Annotated in this window: 11 protein-coding genes; 5 read left to right on the plus strand and 6 right to left on the minus strand. The window is 42.4% G+C overall.

Annotated features, from left to right (window positions below):
* Together AC4II3_RS03370 and AC4II3_RS03375 are read left to right on the plus strand one after the other, a co-directional pair.
* The coding region (locus AC4II3_RS03370) for a MutS-related protein (protein WP_488006709.1) at positions 1-725 on the plus strand (725 nt) is incomplete at its 5' end.
* A gap of 556 nt (positions 726-1,281) precedes the next feature.
* Entirely contained in the window at positions 1,282-2,067 is a 786-nt protein-coding gene (locus AC4II3_RS03375; protein ID WP_488006711.1) for a CIA30 family protein, read from the plus strand.
* Positions 2,068-2,455: 388 nt separating this feature from the next.
* On the opposite strand, the gene AC4II3_RS03380 is transcribed toward AC4II3_RS03375, so the two are convergent.
* Positions 2,456-2,773, minus strand: a complete 318-nt coding sequence (locus AC4II3_RS03380; RefSeq protein ID WP_488006713.1) for a DUF4359 domain-containing protein — start codon at positions 2,771-2,773, stop codon at positions 2,456-2,458.
* A 493-nt stretch (positions 2,774-3,266) separates the two neighbouring features.
* Here AC4II3_RS03380 and AC4II3_RS03385 point away from each other — a divergent pair, with 493 nt between their 5' ends.
* Together AC4II3_RS03385 and AC4II3_RS03390 are read left to right on the plus strand one after the other, a co-directional pair.
* Positions 3,267-4,433 carry an AAA-like domain-containing protein gene (locus tag AC4II3_RS03385; RefSeq protein WP_488006715.1) on the plus strand — a complete coding sequence of 389 codons (1,167 nt, stop codon included), beginning with the start codon at positions 3,267-3,269 and terminating at the stop codon, positions 4,431-4,433.
* 235 nt (positions 4,434-4,668) lie between these two features.
* The gene (locus tag AC4II3_RS03390; protein WP_488006717.1) at positions 4,669-5,991 is read left to right on the plus strand and encodes a family 10 glycosylhydrolase; all 1,323 of its coding nucleotides are present in this window, start codon (positions 4,669-4,671) and stop codon (positions 5,989-5,991) included.
* A 192-nt stretch (positions 5,992-6,183) separates the two neighbouring features.
* On the opposite strand, the gene cobN is transcribed toward AC4II3_RS03390, so the two are convergent.
* From cobN to AC4II3_RS03415, 5 genes are all read right to left on the minus strand, one after another.
* A complete protein-coding gene (cobN, locus tag AC4II3_RS03395) occupies positions 6,184-10,062 on the minus strand; it encodes a cobaltochelatase subunit CobN (RefSeq protein ID WP_488006719.1) in 3,879 nt (1,292 codons plus the stop codon).
* Positions 10,063-10,640: 578 nt separating this feature from the next.
* Positions 10,641-12,086, minus strand: a complete 1,446-nt coding sequence (locus AC4II3_RS03400) for a hypothetical protein (RefSeq protein ID WP_488015541.1) — start codon at positions 12,084-12,086, stop codon at positions 10,641-10,643.
* 162 nt (positions 12,087-12,248) lie between these two features.
* Positions 12,249-12,965, minus strand: a complete 717-nt coding sequence (locus AC4II3_RS03405; protein ID WP_488015539.1) for a hypothetical protein — start codon at positions 12,963-12,965, stop codon at positions 12,249-12,251.
* Between the two features lie 546 nt (positions 12,966-13,511).
* The gene (locus tag AC4II3_RS03410; protein WP_488015537.1) at positions 13,512-13,886 is read right to left on the minus strand and encodes a hypothetical protein; all 375 of its coding nucleotides are present in this window, start codon (positions 13,884-13,886) and stop codon (positions 13,512-13,514) included.
* Positions 13,887-14,332: 446 nt separating this feature from the next.
* Entirely contained in the window at positions 14,333-14,710 is a 378-nt protein-coding gene (locus AC4II3_RS03415) for a hypothetical protein (protein ID WP_488015535.1), read from the minus strand.
* A gap of 346 nt (positions 14,711-15,056) precedes the next feature.
* On the opposite strand from AC4II3_RS03415, the gene AC4II3_RS03420 reads away from it, so the two are divergent.
* Positions 15,057-17,555, plus strand: a complete 2,499-nt coding sequence (locus AC4II3_RS03420) for an ATP-dependent helicase (protein WP_488015533.1) — start codon at positions 15,057-15,059, stop codon at positions 17,553-17,555.
* Positions 17,556-17,725 lie beyond the last annotated feature (170 nt).

Below are 17,725 nucleotides of genomic sequence, written 5' to 3' on the forward strand. Positions count from 1 at the left end.
AACCTGCCACCGAAACGGATAATCCTGATTTGATTATTTTGACCGGACCTAACGCCAGTGGGAAGAGTTGTTATTTGCGTCAGATAGGATTGATTCAGTTGATGGCACAGGTGGGGAGTTTTGTGCCAGCATCGGAAGCAAGTTTGGGGATTTGCGATCGCATTTTTACCAGAGTCGGTGCGGTGGATGATTTAGCAACAGGCCAGTCTACCTTTATGGTGGAAATGAACGAGACGGCGAATATTCTCAATCATGCTACGGATAAGTCTTTAGTGTTGTTGGATGAGATTGGTCGAGGCACAGCAACCTTTGATGGTCTTTCCATCGCTTGGGCGGTCGGGGAGTATCTGGCCATGGAAATTAAGGCACGGACGATTTTTGCCACCCATTATCATGAGTTGAATGAGTTAGCCTCGATTTTGCCCAATGTCGCTAATTATCAGGTGACGGTAAAAGAGTTAGCCGATGAAATCATCTTTTTGCATCAGGTACAGCCAGGAGGAGCTAACCGTTCTTATGGCATTGAGGCAGGACGTTTAGCCGGTTTACCAACCTCAGTGATTAAGCGGGCGAAGCAGGTGATGAAGCAAATTGAGAAGCACAGTAAAATTGCCCTGGGGTTGCGCAAGGGGATTGGCAAACAATTGTCAGCTAGGGACGCAACTGGCCAAAAGTTGACAGACCAACAGGTGACCATCGAGCAGTTGGATATTTTTGATGACTAAGCCAGCATGGTTGTGAGCTGATCAACAGCGACAGAGTCAACGAGGATAGGATGGGACTTAGGAGCCGCTAAGCGAACGCATTCCTGGCCACTGCCCTTACGCACAAAAATCCCATTTCATAAATTTCTGAGCCAGCCATGATTAGTAAATAGACCTTAACCAATCAATTTGAGGAGTAGCTGTGTGACTATATACTACACCACGTGTAGATATTGATAGGTATAAACCTTGAGAAACTAAAGGGTAGCGTCGTCAATTATAGCGAAACAGGGTAAACGCATCTAATTTTCTGATTCCTATATATAGTATTTATTCAATTCAATAAGCACTATATGTGTAAAATATCTTGTCAACAAGCACAATAGCGATGCAGCGCGGTCTTGGGGGTTTCCCCCAAGACCGCGCTGCATCAAGACAAGGCAGGGTTTATTGATAACTATCCCCGGTTTATTGACAAGATGCGTTTATCCTGGGAAATATCCCTACCCCAAAACAGTCATAACTTTGGTCACAATCGGTGTTTATATAAATAGAAAACCAAAGGATAAAAAAGCCTGTGAAGAATAACAATTCTAATACTAATCAACCAGCAGATAAAAGTCATTCTATACAGATTGCAAAAATCACACTATTGCAAGCTATTATGGTAGCGATAATCACCGGGGTTTTTACTTTTTTGACAGCATGGATAGCTCGACCAATATCCGATTCAAAAAAAATTAATAAACATAGGGATGCTGTATTTATCCCACAGGACAATATAGCTAATTTTACCGGTGGATACGGGAGTTATGCACGAACATTCTATGAACAGCAGTTTTCTATTTTTTCAGATAGTGCGTGGGGACAGAAGTCAACTTTGCGGTACGAGCGAATCTCTACGAAACAGACTGAAGGTTATTTAAAAATTCATTACCATCTTGTTGCCAAACAAGAACGCTCAACCACAAGTTATGTTGGTATATACGCAAATTTTTCAAACCCTGTTCAAGCATTCAATATCTCAAACTATTCAGGTGTTCAACTTCGCATACGTACTCCTGATGTAGGCGTCATAGAGAAGACTAGGATTTACTTTGCTTTAGGAGATGAGTATCCTCTTGATAAGCGTGGTGGAAACAACCAATACGCCTTTCCACGAGTACAGCTTCACCCCGACGGTGATAAATGGACAACTGTTAACTTAGATTTTTCTGATTTTGAGACTCCAGATTTTGCTAATGGAACCTGGCCGTTAAACAAAAAAAATGTGACCAAGTTTATTCTTATTATTGAAGGAGATGAAAATGTCAAAGAGCAGGATGGAATTCTTGAAGTCGATACAATTAAGTTTATAAGTTGAATTTAGTGGGTATACAGTTTAGTATTTTTTATTTCTATTGGCTTCATTAGCGATATCCAGGGTAAACGCATCTAATTTAATGAATCCTATATATAGGATATAGTGTTTTTTGAATTAAAAAACACTATATGTAAAAAATGCATTTTCAACAAGCACAATAAGGCAGGCATTATTGATAACTATCCCCGGTTTATTGACAAGATGCGTTTACTCTGAATTTAATAGTTCGAGATTAATGAGAATTGAAAGTCTTGGGAAAAGTCCTTGGCCGTTGGCCACGCTACGCGAACAGCTTTGTGGCACAGGCTTAATACCTGTGACGTAACGAATGCTTACCCCTTTTATTAAAAAGCTGTTCGCGTAGCCCATAAGCTGATAGCTGATATAATTAAAACATCAAAAATTTGCCCCCTAGCCCAACTGTGTGGAATTTTTTCCCCCAGAAGTTGGTGGTATATATACTGAAAAGGAAATAGTTCTGGTGACGAGTGTAGCTTTCGATCACTGGCTTAACTGCATCAGGTGGTAAAGGTTTACCGACAAAACAAGCTGCTTTTACCCCAAGAGGAAGGGATTTCTGCTGGCAGTAAGTATCATGTAATTGCCATGCCGCATGATCAAGATAAGCCTCTTTAGTTGGATTGGTCAGTGCCATAATGCTGGACACTAAAGCTAAGAAAACGGTGTTATTGATGCGCTGATACATAATTTTATCTTGCTCAATGGATTATTAGTAATCAGTAATTAGGACTTGGTAATTAGTAGTTGACCATTACCCATCACCCATTACCCGCTCAGCCATAGGATAATTACTCAACCGGATTTAATCTAAGCTCGACCTAGGGAAAGCCCAGTTAAATTCCTTTGTTAAATCTTTTTTCGTTACGTTGTGGGTCTATTCCGGAAAATCTAACCTCTTGATTGCTATTGCTGATAAATCTGCTATTTTCCAAATGATTAACCGGACTTGATCTAATTCTATTTTCCGAGAGCCGAAGTTATCCTTTCCCTAGCTGAAATCTGTTCGCGTAGCGCATAAGCTGACAATTCCACTACCTACGATATTTTCACACTTTATTCACAAGCTATGATTATATTTTTTATCTAGTAGCGTTATAGTAATTCGGTTTTTTTGTTGAAAACAAAGTTAAATTATTTGCTGATTTTCTGTAACCTAAACCATAATTACTAACAATTTTATGATTGACAATTACCTTCTATACCAAGTCGGTGGTAGTCTAGCCAGTGATGCACCTAGCTATGTAGAAAGACAAGCAGATCTCCAACTCTATAACGCCTTAAAAAGGGGTGAGTTTTGTTATGTTATGGCTCCCCGACAAATGGGCAAATCTTCTCTATCGGTGAGAATCAGACATCAACTAGAACAAGAAGGTATAAGATGCAGTACTATTGATATGACGCGCATCGGTAGCGAAACAATTACTCCAACTCAGTGGTACAAAGGAGTGGTTGCTGAGTTAGTACGAGGCTTGAAGTTATTCGGTGACTTTAATTTACAATCCTGGTGGCACCAGGAAGAGTATCTTTCACTGCTTCAGCGATTGAGTAATTTCCTGGAAGATATCCTGCTGGCCAAATTTAATACTGAACGAATTGTTATCTTCATTGATGAAATTGATACTATTCTAAACTTACCTTTTCCGGTTGATGATTTTTTTGCCCTGATCCGATTCTGCTATAACCAAAGAGCAATTAATCCCGACTATAATCGCATTGTCTTTGCTGTATTCGGGGTAGCTAAGCCAAGTGATTTGATGACTGGCAAAAAGCGGACACCGTTTAATATCGGGAAAGCCATAGAACTAAATGGCTTTGAATTCCATCAAGCATATCCCCTTGCCAAGGGATTAGAGCAAACAGGGGGTAACCCTAAAACAATTCTCAAGGAGATACTGGCTTGGACAGGAGGACAACCCTTTCTGACCCAAAAACTATGTCAGTTGGTAGTAGACTCAGTAAAGGTCGGGTTGACTATTGCTCCTGGTAATGAGGCATCTTGGGTAGAGAGAATCGTACACACTCACATTATTGATAATTGGGAATCCCAGGATGAACCCGAACATTTGCGAAGTATCTCGGCTCGCCTTTTGAGTAATAAATACTATGCTGATAAATTGCTGAGACTTTATCAGCAGATTTTAGCTGGAGATGATGTACCGATGGATAACAGCGAACAGTGTAACGAATTGCTGCTATCGGGTTTGGTGGTTAATCAACAAGGATGGCTAAGGGTGAATAACCCTATATATAAAGCAATTTTTAATCCTGAATGGGTTACCAAACAACTAGAGAATCTGCGTCCCGATGGTCAAAAGTTTTGCTATTCCGGACTTAGTATTCTATGACTTAGTCTTCTATACTGTTAGTTTAAACGAATAAAATGCTAGCTGTATCTTGATTTTTTGCTTCAGCACCTTGATATAACTTAAACTATAGCGTTTCTGATAGCTATGAGCTACACAGATTTTTTTACCTATTTACTTTTACCTGATACCTGGTTCATAAAACCCAGAACTTTGTACATCATGACTATGATAATTGCTATAATATATTAAACTATGGCTGGGGAATAAGTTGAGTATGTCGAATAATAAGAATGAAAATAGTGGATGTGGATGCGCAAATATTCCTATTTCTCTAATCTTACTGGTTTTAGGAGGTGGCTATTGGTGGTTGAACCATCAAGGAGGTTTCGCCATGATTAGCAAATTACCTCAAAACCTCCCTATCGCTATTCCTCAAAATCTACCAATAACTATTCCTGGTTTAAATTCGAGGACCGCCGAACCAGAACCTTCGGCTCCTACTAAGCCTCCTGTAACCACTGCACCTTCCTTACCAAATTCGTCAATTGTTAAACCTAATAATCAACCAGCTTCACCAACACCAATAACACCTCAAAAACCTCAAACATCTCAAAAATTAAAAACACCAATTGTTAAACCTAACAATCAGCTAGCTTCACCAACACCAATAACACCTCAAAAACCTCAAAGTCCTCAAAAACCTCAAAGTCCTTGGGAGAAAAAAGCAATTAGAGGAATTTATATAAGTCGTTATAACGTAACTAATAATGCTAGTGAAGAGAAGATTAGAAAACAAGTTCGTCATTATCACTCTCAAGGTATTAATACGATTATTCATGGTGTATGGGGTAATGCTTGTCCTATGTATACTAGTGAAGTGATGCAAAAAACGTTCGGTTATAAAAGTTGTCCCAATCTGTTTCGCGACCGCTGGTTAACTTGGCTAATTGATGAAGCACACAAACACGGCATGGAAGTTCATGCTTACTTTGAAAAAGGTATCAAAATAGATAAAAATAGCCCGATTTTTGATTTAGCTATTGAACGGAAATGGGTTGTACCCGGCGTTGACCGCACCTATCCAGGAATCGAACATTATATTCTTGATGTCGAAATTCCTGAAGTGGCTAATTTTTTTAGAGATATTTTAGTAGAATTTGTCCAAAAATATCCTAAAATTGATGCAGTACAATGGGACGATTATCTTGGTTACCATGCCGAGTTGCCAGGTAAAGTAAATCGCACTAATAAGTTAACCGCTTTTTCACAAGAAATGATCGGTGCTATGAAACAAGCTAACCCAAAGGTTAGTTTTGATCTTTGTCATCATAATCCTTATTGGGCTAAAAAATATTTTGCTGCTGACTGGCCAAAATGGAATGTAGATCGAGTGTTTATTCAAGCTTATAATGATAAAAATTTTACAAAAGAAGTAGATTATGCTGAAACCTATGATGGAATTGCTATTTCTGACCAACAATTCCATCGCTTGCCAGAAATAGTGGCTAATAACAAAATTAAGGCTATTTTAGTATTTCCTAATGGGACAAATCCAGAAGACGTAGCGTCTAAGTTAAAGCAACTTTCTGTTAAATAGACCTAAGTGTCGTAAGCTATCAGCTATCAGCGAACAGCGATTAGCGCTACGCGCACGCTACGCGAACAGCTAATGGGCTACGCGCAATCGGTGCTTTTGAATAAAATAAGCTGACGGCTGACCGCTGTTCGCGTAGCGTGAGCTTTGGCTCACGGCTGAATGCTCACTAAGGGTATAACTATACTTTCAAAGCTATACCATGCCAAAATTTTCCCCTTCAATCACTGCTTCTGCTTGTAATGCGATCGCTCTCAATTTCTCTAAGGTCTCTGGTTCAACTGACTGCCACAATCCCCGCTGATTGGCTTCGAGTAACCGTTCTGCCATATCTCGCAATGCCCATGGATTCTTTTGTTGGACAAACTCTTGCACATCTGGGTCAAATAAATACCCCTGAGCTACTCCTTGATACATATGGTCTGCGACACAATTAGCGGTAGCATCATAGGCAAACAAATAATCTACCGTTGCTGCCATTTCAAATGCTCCTTTGTAACCATGGCGCATCACTCCCTCAATCCACTTAGGATTCACGACACGAGAACGGTACACTCGGGCAATCTCTTCGTTTAGCTGTCGAACTTTGGGCTTTTCAGGGATAGAATTATCCCCAAAGTAGGTTTGAGGATTTTTGCCAGTTAACCCCCGCACTGCTACGGTTAACCCCCCTTGAAACTGGTAATAATCATCTGAATCAAGTAAATCATGTTCTCGATTATCCTGATTATGTAATACAATTTGCATCTGTTTGAGGCGCTGCTCAAAGGCTTCTGGGGCTCCCTTGGGGGAAGATGAACTGTAGGCGTAACTACTCCAGTTAATGTAAGCGCGAGCTAAATCCTGCTCATCTTGCCAGTTTTGAGATTCAATCAAACCCTGTAACCCGGCACCATAGGCTCCTGGTTTTGAGCCAAAGATGCGGTAGTGCGATCGCATTTGCGCTTGGGACTGACTCAACCCTACCTGTAACCAATAGTCTGTTTCCTGTTTCACCTGGGCTGCTAGAGGATTGTCTGATGGTGATTCATCCAGGCTTGCCACAGCAACTACTGCATTGTGAAATAGGTCGATTAAATTGGGGAAACTATCTCTAAAGAAGCCAGAGATGCGCAGGGTCACATCCACTCGGGGACGTTGTAACACAGACACTGGCAAGATTTCAAAGTCTACCACCCGCCGTGAGGACCCATCCCAAATCGGTCGCACTCCCAACAACGCCAGAGCTTCGGAAATATCATCTCCCCCGGTACGCATGGTCGATGTGCCCCATACCGAAATCCCTAGGGTTTTGGGATACTCACCATTTTCCTGGGTATAGCGCTCAACTAACACTTCAGCTGCCTTTCTGCCCACATCCCACGCTGTTTCTGTAGGAATGGCACGGATATCAACAGAGTAAAAATTGCGACCAGTGGGCAGAACATCCGGTCGTCCTCTAGTCGGCGCACCAGATGGCCCACTCGGTACATATCTGCCATCTAATCCCCTTAACAATTGGGTGAGTTCCTGATTAGTTTGTTGCAGTGCTGGTAAAAGGCGATCGCGTATCCAATCTAATTCTTGTTTTGTTGTTTTAGTAATCGGTAATCGGTAATCAGTAATCGCTAATGGGGAATTCGTGATGATTTGTTCTACTAATTTAGACGCTTCTTCTTCTAATACTTCAACCAAATCACCAACAGTATATTTTACAGTATAGCATTCTTCTGTTCCCTGTTCCCTTATCATTAATTTTGATATCGCATCTATCTTGCTTTTTTCTATATCCTTAACTACTGAAAAATCTTCCGTTAGGGGGTCAAAATCCCAACCTAAATCCTGAGCCAAAGCACGAGTTAAGCCGATGCGATTCTTTCCTGGATGACGAGCAATTGCTACTAGTAAATCTCGCAATTGACGTCCTTGGGGACATTGACTAAACACATGTAATCCATCTCGAATTTGAGCTTCTTTCAATTCACAAAGATAAGCATCTATTTGATTAGTAATTTCCGATTCTCCAGCTTCGATGTCGTCTACCGCAATCCCCAAATCTTCGTGCAAATGCTCATCAAGGATAAGTCTAACAATCCGGTCGCGAATAATTGGTAACCGAGACAAATCCAAACTCTGGGCTTCATAATACTCATCCACCAATCCCTCCAACTGTTGCAGAGGACCATAAAGTTCAGCACGAGTCATGGGAGGGGTTAAATGATCAATAATCACCCCTTGAGCGCGACGCTTTGCTTGAGCACCCTCCCCCGGATCATTGACAATAAATGGATACAAATGAGGCATGGCTGCTAAGGCTACTTCTGGATAACAGCACTCTGACAAGGCCACACTCTTACCCGGTAACCACTCCAAATTCCCATGCTTGCCCACATGAACAATTGCCTGGGCACCAAAACACTTCCGCAACCAATAATAAAATGCCAAATACCCATCAGTCGGTTCCAAATCGGGAGCATGATAATTCAAAGCTGGGTCAAGATCATAACCCCGAGACGGTTGAATTCCTACAAACACATTTCCCAACTGAATCCCTGAAATGGGAAATGCTGAAATCTCGGTTATCTCTCCCTTGCCATCCTTGTTGTCTTTACCGTTAAGATCAAACTCTCCCCAACGCTCACGGATTCCCTTTTGAACCGCTATCGGTAACCCTTGAAAATAGTCCCAATACTCCTGCCAACTCAACTCTTGTCGTACCAAACGTAACTGCCATCCTTCCGGATCATTAGTCACCCCAGCTGTCAACCACTCAATCAACTCATCCCCAGTTTCCGGAATCTTCTCAACCCAATACCCAGCATCCCGTAACCCTTTTAAAATCTCTACACAACTGGCCGGGGTATCTAATCCTACTCCATTGGCCAGCCTGCCATCTCGATTGGGGTAATTCGCTAAAATCAGAGCAACCTTTCTCTGATTCGGTAGGGTTTCTCGTAACCGTAGCCAATTCATGGCTAAATCTGCTACAAACTGAATGCGATCGCATACCGGTTCATAAACCACCACATCCGTTTCCAGAGCAGGATTCCACCGTTGCGCCGACTTAAAGGAAATGGCACGACTAATAATTCGCCCATCCACCTCTGGCAAGGCCACATTCATAGCAGTATCCCTGGGCATCAATCCCTGAAACCCAGACTGCCACTGTTCCACGGTGCCACTACTTAAAATAACCTGCAACACAGGCACATCCAGCCGTTCCCACAACTCCAACTGATGTACCTCAGCATCCAACTTAGCCACGGAGAAACTAGTGGTATTCAGCAACACTGCGATCGCGTAGCGTGAGCAAAGCTCAATCGCACTACTAGAGCTATCGGGAGTTTTGAAATAGCCTAACAATTCCCGTTGTACCTCTAGATCCCGTAAAGAAGACACAAATACTGGCACCGGTTCCAAGCCCCGTTCTACCAAAGCCTGACATAACCCATCAATCGGTGCTGTATTTCCCGCTAAGTAATGGGCACGGTAGAACAAAATACCAACTTTAAGATTGCTAGTAGCTTCTGCAGTTATCCCCGATTGCCATGGATAAACCCCAACCCGAGGCACAGGTTTTGGTGGTGGTGGATTATTAGTTTGCTCCAGGCATACATCTGCTACAAATTTAAGAGCGTTAGTGAAATTCTCAACACCGCCTTCTGTAAAGTAGCGCCATAATTGATTCACTATCGGAATAGTTTCTGTGGAGTGACTAGTTAAGGTAGGATCTGGTCGGTCATCTCCTGGTAAAACCAATAACCTAGCGCCAGTTTGTTCTACTGTTTCTTTCACCACTTCTAAGCCATAAGACCAGTAGGAGCGTCCCCCCAATAATCTGATAATGATAATCCGTGCTTTGGCCAAGATATCCTCAGCATAGGTATCAATGGTTAGTTGTTGCTGCAACTGCAACAGATTAGCGACTCGGATAGCTGGGAAATCTGGGGGAAGTTGAGATACCGATGCGGCTAGGGTTTGGATATCGGTGTCAGCAGCAGTCAGGAAAATAATCGGTGCTGGGGTTTGTTCGATGAAGATAACCCCTTCAGCTTCAGGGTTCCATCCTCCTGGAGTTGCGGCGATGCGATGCATAGTTTAGGGTGCGATTCGTTGATTCTAAATGAGTCTATTTGACTCAGGCATAGATGGCAAGGCTCAACCCAAACTACCAGGCAACTTGTTCGCACTTGTGCTCAGATTCGGTACCTCTCTGACTTTATCTAAATTGATAACTCCCATTTCCAACATTCTTGTTGGTGATGGATAATAGAATGGACCAGCACAATACATTGCTCTATTTGGATTAGAATCCTCAGAGGCAATATAGAGTTTTCCAGAATCATCCTTTGACACTCCCCGCCGAAGTAATAACGGGGATTCTTACTTCAACGAGCCGACTTGCTCAGCCAGGTCGGAACCAGAAAGAGTAGAGGCCGATTCTTCATAAGCGTTTTGATCATAGATCTAGGTTTCGGTGTGCCCCACCGTACCTTTACTTTTTTTTTTAGAGATAGATACTTTTTTAGATCTAAATTTTTCATAGACCTTAAAGTCGTTAGACTAAATTACGCAATATGTATCTCAGACATATTTTTTACGTTGCCTACTTATGGTTAGATAGTATCTATCTTTTTTTAAAGTTTATTGTTTATAATCTTATACTAGCACACCTAGTCCAAACTGTCAATAAAAAGTTTTAAAAAAAAGCCGTCGTTCGCGTAGCGTGGCCAAAGGCCAACGAAGGACGGGGCGCGATTACCCAATTTTTTTGGTAAAATCTCAGGAGGACATGTGAATGGTACACGCAGTTCTACACCAGCAAACTGTTCATTAAATGCTTTAATCAGATCATCAGAATATCCCGGAGCGAATTCGGCTGATCCTTCTTTCATTAACTGGTGGTAGTAAAACTGCTCTTGTGTTGAATAAATACTTGTTGCCCATATAGCTTGTCCGATATCATCTACTTCTCTAACACCGTAGCTCTCAATTTTGGGAGCAGGAATTCCTACCTGTACAAATGCATAATTCTCGTTACTTCCAAGCCCACTAAATCCCATCTCAATATAAAACGCCTTTGCATACCGATCCAAATCGAACCCCGTTGTTCCCTGCCATGGCATATCTCGATACACAGGTGCCCAAACAATTGCTTCTCCAGGAGATGGCCATGCAACGCGACAAAGCTCCAAGCCCATCTGCCTCATTTTGGCATCTCCAATTGTCGTATTAGCCATCATCATCCATGCTGGCAAGCAGACTTCCCCTTTTCTTCGCACACCTGCTTTGGCAGGTTGAACAACAGAGATTTTATGAGAGCTTGGCATGTATGCCGCTGCTGCTGCCATGTACTCGGCAGGTCTATATGGACTAACACGACGTCTTTCTTTTGAATCTTTATGATAATAAGGTCCATAAAAATCTAAGTTTATTTCATCAGTATCAGTATGGCCAATATAGGTTTTATCATTAATTAATCCATGAGCCATAGCCCAAATAAATCCAGCTAAAAGTGTCGTTCCTTTTCCACTCAAGCTAACATTTCTATGCTTTGGTAAAAACCCCTCTTCTCGTAATGCATTGATATTAATCTGTTCCAAAACCTGGCACTGATCGATAACAACATCACAATGAGGTGCAGCTGCTGTCAATGTTTGCTGATCGGGACTAACAACGATAACGCGGCCCCTGGGCAGTAAACGCTGATGGTAAGTAGCAACATGAGCAATAGTTTCTCTTTCAACAAAGGCAGGCAGCAACCAAAGTCGATTGCGATCGCTAGGATAAAGGAAATCACGCGCTGCTTCTACAATAGATTGAGCATCTGGATCGCCCAAGTCTATATTTTCTGAATTAAAGTAGAAGGCATTATTCAACTGAATATCAAGTTTTTCACGATCATCATGACTTGCATTAAAATTCGTCTCACGCAAACGCTTTCTTTCCTTAACAACAGGGCTAAATTCAGTTAAGGACTCAAGTGTATATCCCAATGGTTTTGTTTTAAGAGCTTCGTTGGCAGCATCTAGACGTTTTACTAGATATGGGATATCAATAACCTGACCATTTCTTAGATGTTCAGGCAAAAACTTAAATTCCAGATTGCTGTGTTGCAAAAAATAATTCTCCTTATCTTTTAAGAATTATAGCAATTCTACGACTTGTGAGGTACAAATGTCTGGGTTTTAGGGAGCAGGGAGCAGGGAGCAGGGAGCAGGGAGCAGGGAGCAGGGAGCAGAAGATGTCTTAAGCTTTACTTCGACTGCTATATTGTTTGGTTAAGTTTTAGTAATAATAGCTAGCTTTTGATCACAATAAAATTTAATTGATTTAATATCTTCAATAAATTTCATAATTTCATTTCGGAATAAATAGTTATTTGATAACACTCCAGAGCCATTATTAAGATTTTTCAATTGCACCAATAATTCGATAGTTTTAGGCACATATGGAAGTTTATCTTCGTAACTTTGACTTTGCCAATGTAAGTCCTCAATAATGTAAATACCATTTTGTTTCAAGGAAGGAAATAACAGAGCAAAAGCTTGTTGTTGATGAAAAGAAGCGTGTGATGCGTCATCCAATATCACATCGTAAACAACTAAATTTTTATTGCCTTCAAGCTGAGCTGTCACCTTCACCAAATTGGTAATATCATTTTGGTCACTTAAATCACCCTTGACAAATTTAAAGTTTCTAACTTCTGATTCTAAATGACTAAAATCATTAATATCAAAACCATAAACATGCCCATTTTCAAAATAGTCTGTCCACATGCGAATTGATGGCATGTCAGTGGGGATTCGACTTAACAAGTGATCACCGAACTCGGGACCACCAATACATAATCCAATTTCTAAGAAGGTGATAGGTTTTGATTTGAGGGGCCAAAACAACGTTTCATATATCAGCGTGTAGCCATGTTTATCGAAATACTCAGTTCCTTTATCCGATTGGTATTTATTGGCAAGCTCAGTTAGGTTGAATGATTTCATTTAGATTTTCACTCGAGAGTTTGTCAAGTTCACTGACTAAATATACCTGTTGGCTTTATACGGATTTGCCTGAACACTATTGTATAGGGCGTAGCGCTATATCGTTTTTTCTGATAATTTCACGCTTGAACCAACCTTGAAAACCTTACCAAACAATTCTAAAGTACAGGTCATACCAAGGAATATGCCACCTAACGACCTTTAAGCTAGCGGTGCCTCACCATCCTTTGGGCAGCCCCATCTTCGCCACCCCCCAGAGCATCCGCTTTGGTCAATAGTTAGGCAACACAGACCACCTCAAAACTCAAGCAATCCCATATCACCAGATCAGGCAGAAAAACCAAACCTCAGAAACGGCCCGCATCTACGTCCTGGATGAACTGGATCAAACCTTGGCAATAAACTTCCTGGTGCATAGAGTTTGATGATTATAATCATTGGTTTAGCAACAGCCTTTGTCACACTTGCACTACCAAATACTGAAATCCCCTGTGCCCCATCCATTGGGCACAGGGGACAGGGGTCAGAAAAAACCCCTAAGAGCGATTACAAACTGACAGCAATCCAACCTATGGTTTCGGTTGTATGTTTTCCATCTGACAGAGCCTCCCTTGGACCACCCCGAACTAATTCGTTCATTTTGAACTTAAAGCCCTTCGTGGTTACATCTGCGATCCTGACACCAGGGGTATCTGCTCCATTAAAGGTTTGAACCATGGGAATCACGATCACATTTGAGCCTTTCCGAAATGGCTCTGGGAAGAACACTTCTTTAAATGTGCTTGTGTCGTTATTTTTTGTTACCACTGGGCCTGGCGAAGACAGCTTAATAATGCCTGCTTGAATCGACGCATGAGCTGGGGTAGCAATGAGTACCAGTGCAGCCATCAAAGACATGAAAAATATCGCAACTCGCTTCATAATCTCCTCCTTAAAATGTGAAATGAGAAAAGCGAAAGAAGTCTTTTAGAGTTAACCTTGCTAAGAGTATCGTGAGCAGAACTGATACTGCCCATGTAATTTTGGCATGTTTTATTAAAAAAAAAACGCAGAAATTGTTAAGTTATTTTTTCGTAATTACTGATCAGTTTACCAATTTATGAAGAATAATTAAGCTACTCTAGGATTTGAGTTACCCGTGAGATCTGTCCCTACTGGCGAGGTCTAGCGGTTGAATCAGCCACCAGCAGTATCCGTGACGCTCCTACACTTCGCGATTGGGTAAGTGTAGGCTTAATGCACCGAGGCAGGCTACTAGAACTTCCAACTCCAATTGATGAGGCTTGTGCGAACCAAGTACTTATAATCCCCTGTGCCCCATCCATGGGGGACAGGGGACAGGGGTCAGAAAAAACCCCTAAGAGCGATTACAAACTGACAGCCATCCAACCTATGCTTTCTTTTGTATGTTTTCCATCTGACAGAGCCTGCCTTGGACCACCCCGAAGTAATTCGTTCATTCTGAACTGAAAGCCCTTCGTGGTTACATTTGTGATCCTGACACCAGGGGTATCTGCTCCATTAAAGGTTTGAACCATTGGAATCACGATCACATCTGAGCCTTCCGGAAATGGCTCTGGGAAGAACACTTCTTTAAATCTGGTTGTGTCCTTATTTGCTGTTACCACTGGGCATGGTGAAGACAGGTTAATAATGCCTGCTTGAATGATGGACGCATGAGCTGGGGTAGCAATGAGTACCAGTGCAGCCATCAAAGACATCAAAAACATCGCAACTCGCTTCATAATCTCCTCCTTAAAATGTGAAATGAGAAAAGCGAAAGAAGTCTTTTAGAGTTAACCTTGCTAAGAGTATCGTGAGCAGAACTGATACTGCCCATGTAATTTTGGCATGTTTTATTAAAAAAAAAACGCAGAAATTGTTAAGTTATTTTTTCGTAATTACTGATCAGTTTACCAATTTATGAAGAATGATTAAGCTACTCTAGGATCTGAGTTCCCTGTCAAAATCTGTCCCTACTGGCGAGGTCTAATGGTTGAATGACCAATCAGCTTAACCAAAAGCTATAGCGATTTGCAACCTGCGCTAATTACAATACCAAAAAATAGTTCAGTTGCAGTAAATCTCAACATGTCAGAGGATACAGATACCAAGTCAGACTCAGGGCAAACCACCCTCGCCGCTTGGCGTGCCCAAGAACTCCAACGACTCCGCAATAGTTTAAGACGGGGACAACAACCAATGGCCGACTGGCAAGGGGGAACCTTAGCTGTTTCTGCTGTCCCTGGTGCTGGGAAATCTACTGGCATGGCAAAAGCTGCAGCAATTGCGATCACAAATTACCAACTCCATAGCAGATATCAATTGCTGGTAGTAACCTTCACTCGCTCTGCCGCTGCCAGTATTCGAGCTAAAATCCGCGATGACCTAAAAACCCTTAAAGTTCCACAAAATAGTTTTGTAGTCTATACCTTACATGGTTTAGCCCTCTACATTGCTAACCGTCATCCAGAATTATCGGGATTGAATCTAGACAGTAGTACTCTAGTAACTCCAAATCAAAGTCATCGCTTAATCCGTGCTTGTGTGGAACAGTGGATTGCTAATTATCCACGCCGGTATCTGACCTTGCTCGAAGGTCGAAGCTTTGATGGAGAAGAAACAGAACGGTTGCGCAGACAATCGGTATTGCGAACGGAAGTCTTACCTAACCTGGCCTACACAGTTATCCATGAAGCCAAAAGTTCTGGGTTATTACCAGCAGATTTGTGGCACCTCAGTGAACAGACAACGGATGAATATGGAATATTAGCGATCGCAGCAGGACTGTATCAACAGTATCAAACCATAGTGCGATCGCGTGAATTCATCGACTACGACGACATGATTCTAGCCGCGTTGAGAGTGCTAGAAAACGATGCCATCCGTCAGCTGTGGCAAAATCAATTTTTTGCCGTCTTTGAAGACGAAGCCCAAGATTCCACACCGTTACAATACCGACTCTTGGAAACCCTAGCCACATTGCCAGCTAGTTCCGAACCAAACCTTGAACCTTGGCCTATTGGCCACGCTACGCGAACAACCTCTCAACCTTCAACCTCTCAACCTTCAACCTTCCAACCTTCAACCTTCCAACCTTGGCCTATTGGCCACGCTACGCGAACAACCTCCCAACCTTTAACAAATCTGATCCGAGTTGGAGACCCCAATCAAGCCATTAACTCTACCTTTACCCCAGCTGACCCGATTTATTTCAATTGGTTTTGCCAAGACTGTCAGGGAATAGGACGTTTAGCCACAATGGATCAAGCCGGTCGCAGTAGCCAGGTTATCATCGATGCTGCCAACTTGATCGTGAATTGGGTCAATAGCACCTATGGCAGCAAAAACTCTACCGAAACAGTACCACAGCCAGACTCTATCCCCCAAACTGAACCATCCACCGAGCTACCCTTTCGTCCTCAAACCATTCGTCGAGTAGATGCCAATGACCCTCAACCGGATGCCAACCCCAATCCAGAAGGGAGAGGTTTAGAACTCTACACTCCTAAGGACATCTACCACACAGTCGAGCTGATTGGAAAGCGAGTAGTAGAGCTATTTGCCAAAAACCAAAACCATAACGCTGCTGTGTTAGTGCGGGAGAATCGACAAGGGACCTTTGTGGTGGAACAACTGGAGTATCTCAAACGCGAGCATGGGATTGAAGTGTATGATGTCCAAAAACGCGATCGCGAATCCCACGTTCCCAGTCAAATCCTAACACTGCTGCAATTTCTCGACCGTCCCCATTCTCCGGATTACCTAAAAGCTGCCCTAGATGTCTTGGTCAAACGTCAGTTAATTCCCACCCAAGACCTCAATGCTCTATCCACCTATCCCGAACAATTCCTCTATCCTGGTCCATTGGACCCACCCCAGACAAAAGCAGTTATCAAAGCTCGCCGCTACTGTTGTGATTTACTGCGTGCTCGTCTAGAACTCCCCAATTATCACCTAATTTCCTTCCTGGCTCAGACCTTAAACTATGACCAATCCGAGCTAGCCACAGCAGATAAATTAGCCGAACGGATTGCAAAACAGACCTTTGGCAAAAGTTCTATCAGTGAAACTCTAACAGTACTTCAGGAAATCGTTACCTCAGAACGTTTTGAACCTGTAGACCCAGACAATACAGACTCTCCTTATCTGCGTTCCCATCAACTGACTGTAATCACCATGCACAAAGCCAAAGGATTAGACTGGGACTATGTTTTCTTGCCCTTTCTCCATGAAGACACCCTTCCTGGTAATCCGTGGGTACCTACTGCCGCTCAGTTTTTGGGAGAATTTACCCTAGCAGAAGTAGCCAGGGCTCAAATTCGTGCCTACCTTCACGGGAAACCCTTACCCATGGCACCCGAGGCTTGGGAACAAGCCGCACAGCTTAAGACTGCTGAAGAATTCCGCTTACTCTATGTAGCCATGACCCGAGCTAAACGATTGCTGTGGATGGCCGCCGCCGATTTGGGACCATTTCGGTGGAATACCTTTAGTGGTAAAGGAGATAACTTGCAGCAGAAGAAACCTTGTCCAGTATTGCCAGCATTGAAAGCTCAGTTTCCCAATTCTTTAATGGTTAATGATTAATGGTTAATGATTAATTGAAAACTGACAATTTTAAAGTTTACATTTTTCCATTAACAAAACCAGATTTTAGATAAGCTTTCCTTAGTTAATCGGCCAGGTAGCCGGGGGTTAGTATCTTTCAAGGGTATGTTTTTTACAAAGACGTCAGGTGTGGGGTGTAGGGGGTGGGG

The organism is Moorena sp., assembly GCF_982860115.1.

Bases quoted from the DNA above. Each gene is read 5' to 3' on its own strand.
- AC4II3_RS03415 (WP_488015535.1), bottom strand. From the start codon at position 14,710: ATGAAGCGAGTTGCGATGTTTTTGATGTCTTTGATGGCTGCACTGGTA.
- AC4II3_RS03405 (WP_488015539.1), bottom strand. From the start codon at position 12,965: ATGAAATCATTCAACCTAACTGAGCTTGCCAATAAATACCAATCGGAT.
- cobN (WP_488006719.1), bottom strand. From the start codon at position 10,062: ATGCATCGCATCGCCGCAACTCCAGGAGGATGGAACCCTGAAGCTGAA.
- AC4II3_RS03420 (WP_488015533.1), top strand. From the start codon at position 15,057: ATGTCAGAGGATACAGATACCAAGTCAGACTCAGGGCAAACCACCCTC.
- AC4II3_RS03380 (WP_488006713.1), bottom strand. From the start codon at position 2,773: ATGTATCAGCGCATCAATAACACCGTTTTCTTAGCTTTAGTGTCCAGC.
- AC4II3_RS03385 (WP_488006715.1), top strand. From the start codon at position 3,267: ATGATTGACAATTACCTTCTATACCAAGTCGGTGGTAGTCTAGCCAGT.
- AC4II3_RS03390 (WP_488006717.1), top strand. From the start codon at position 4,669: ATGTCGAATAATAAGAATGAAAATAGTGGATGTGGATGCGCAAATATT.
- AC4II3_RS03410 (WP_488015537.1), bottom strand. From the start codon at position 13,886: ATGAAGCGAGTTGCGATATTTTTCATGTCTTTGATGGCTGCACTGGTA.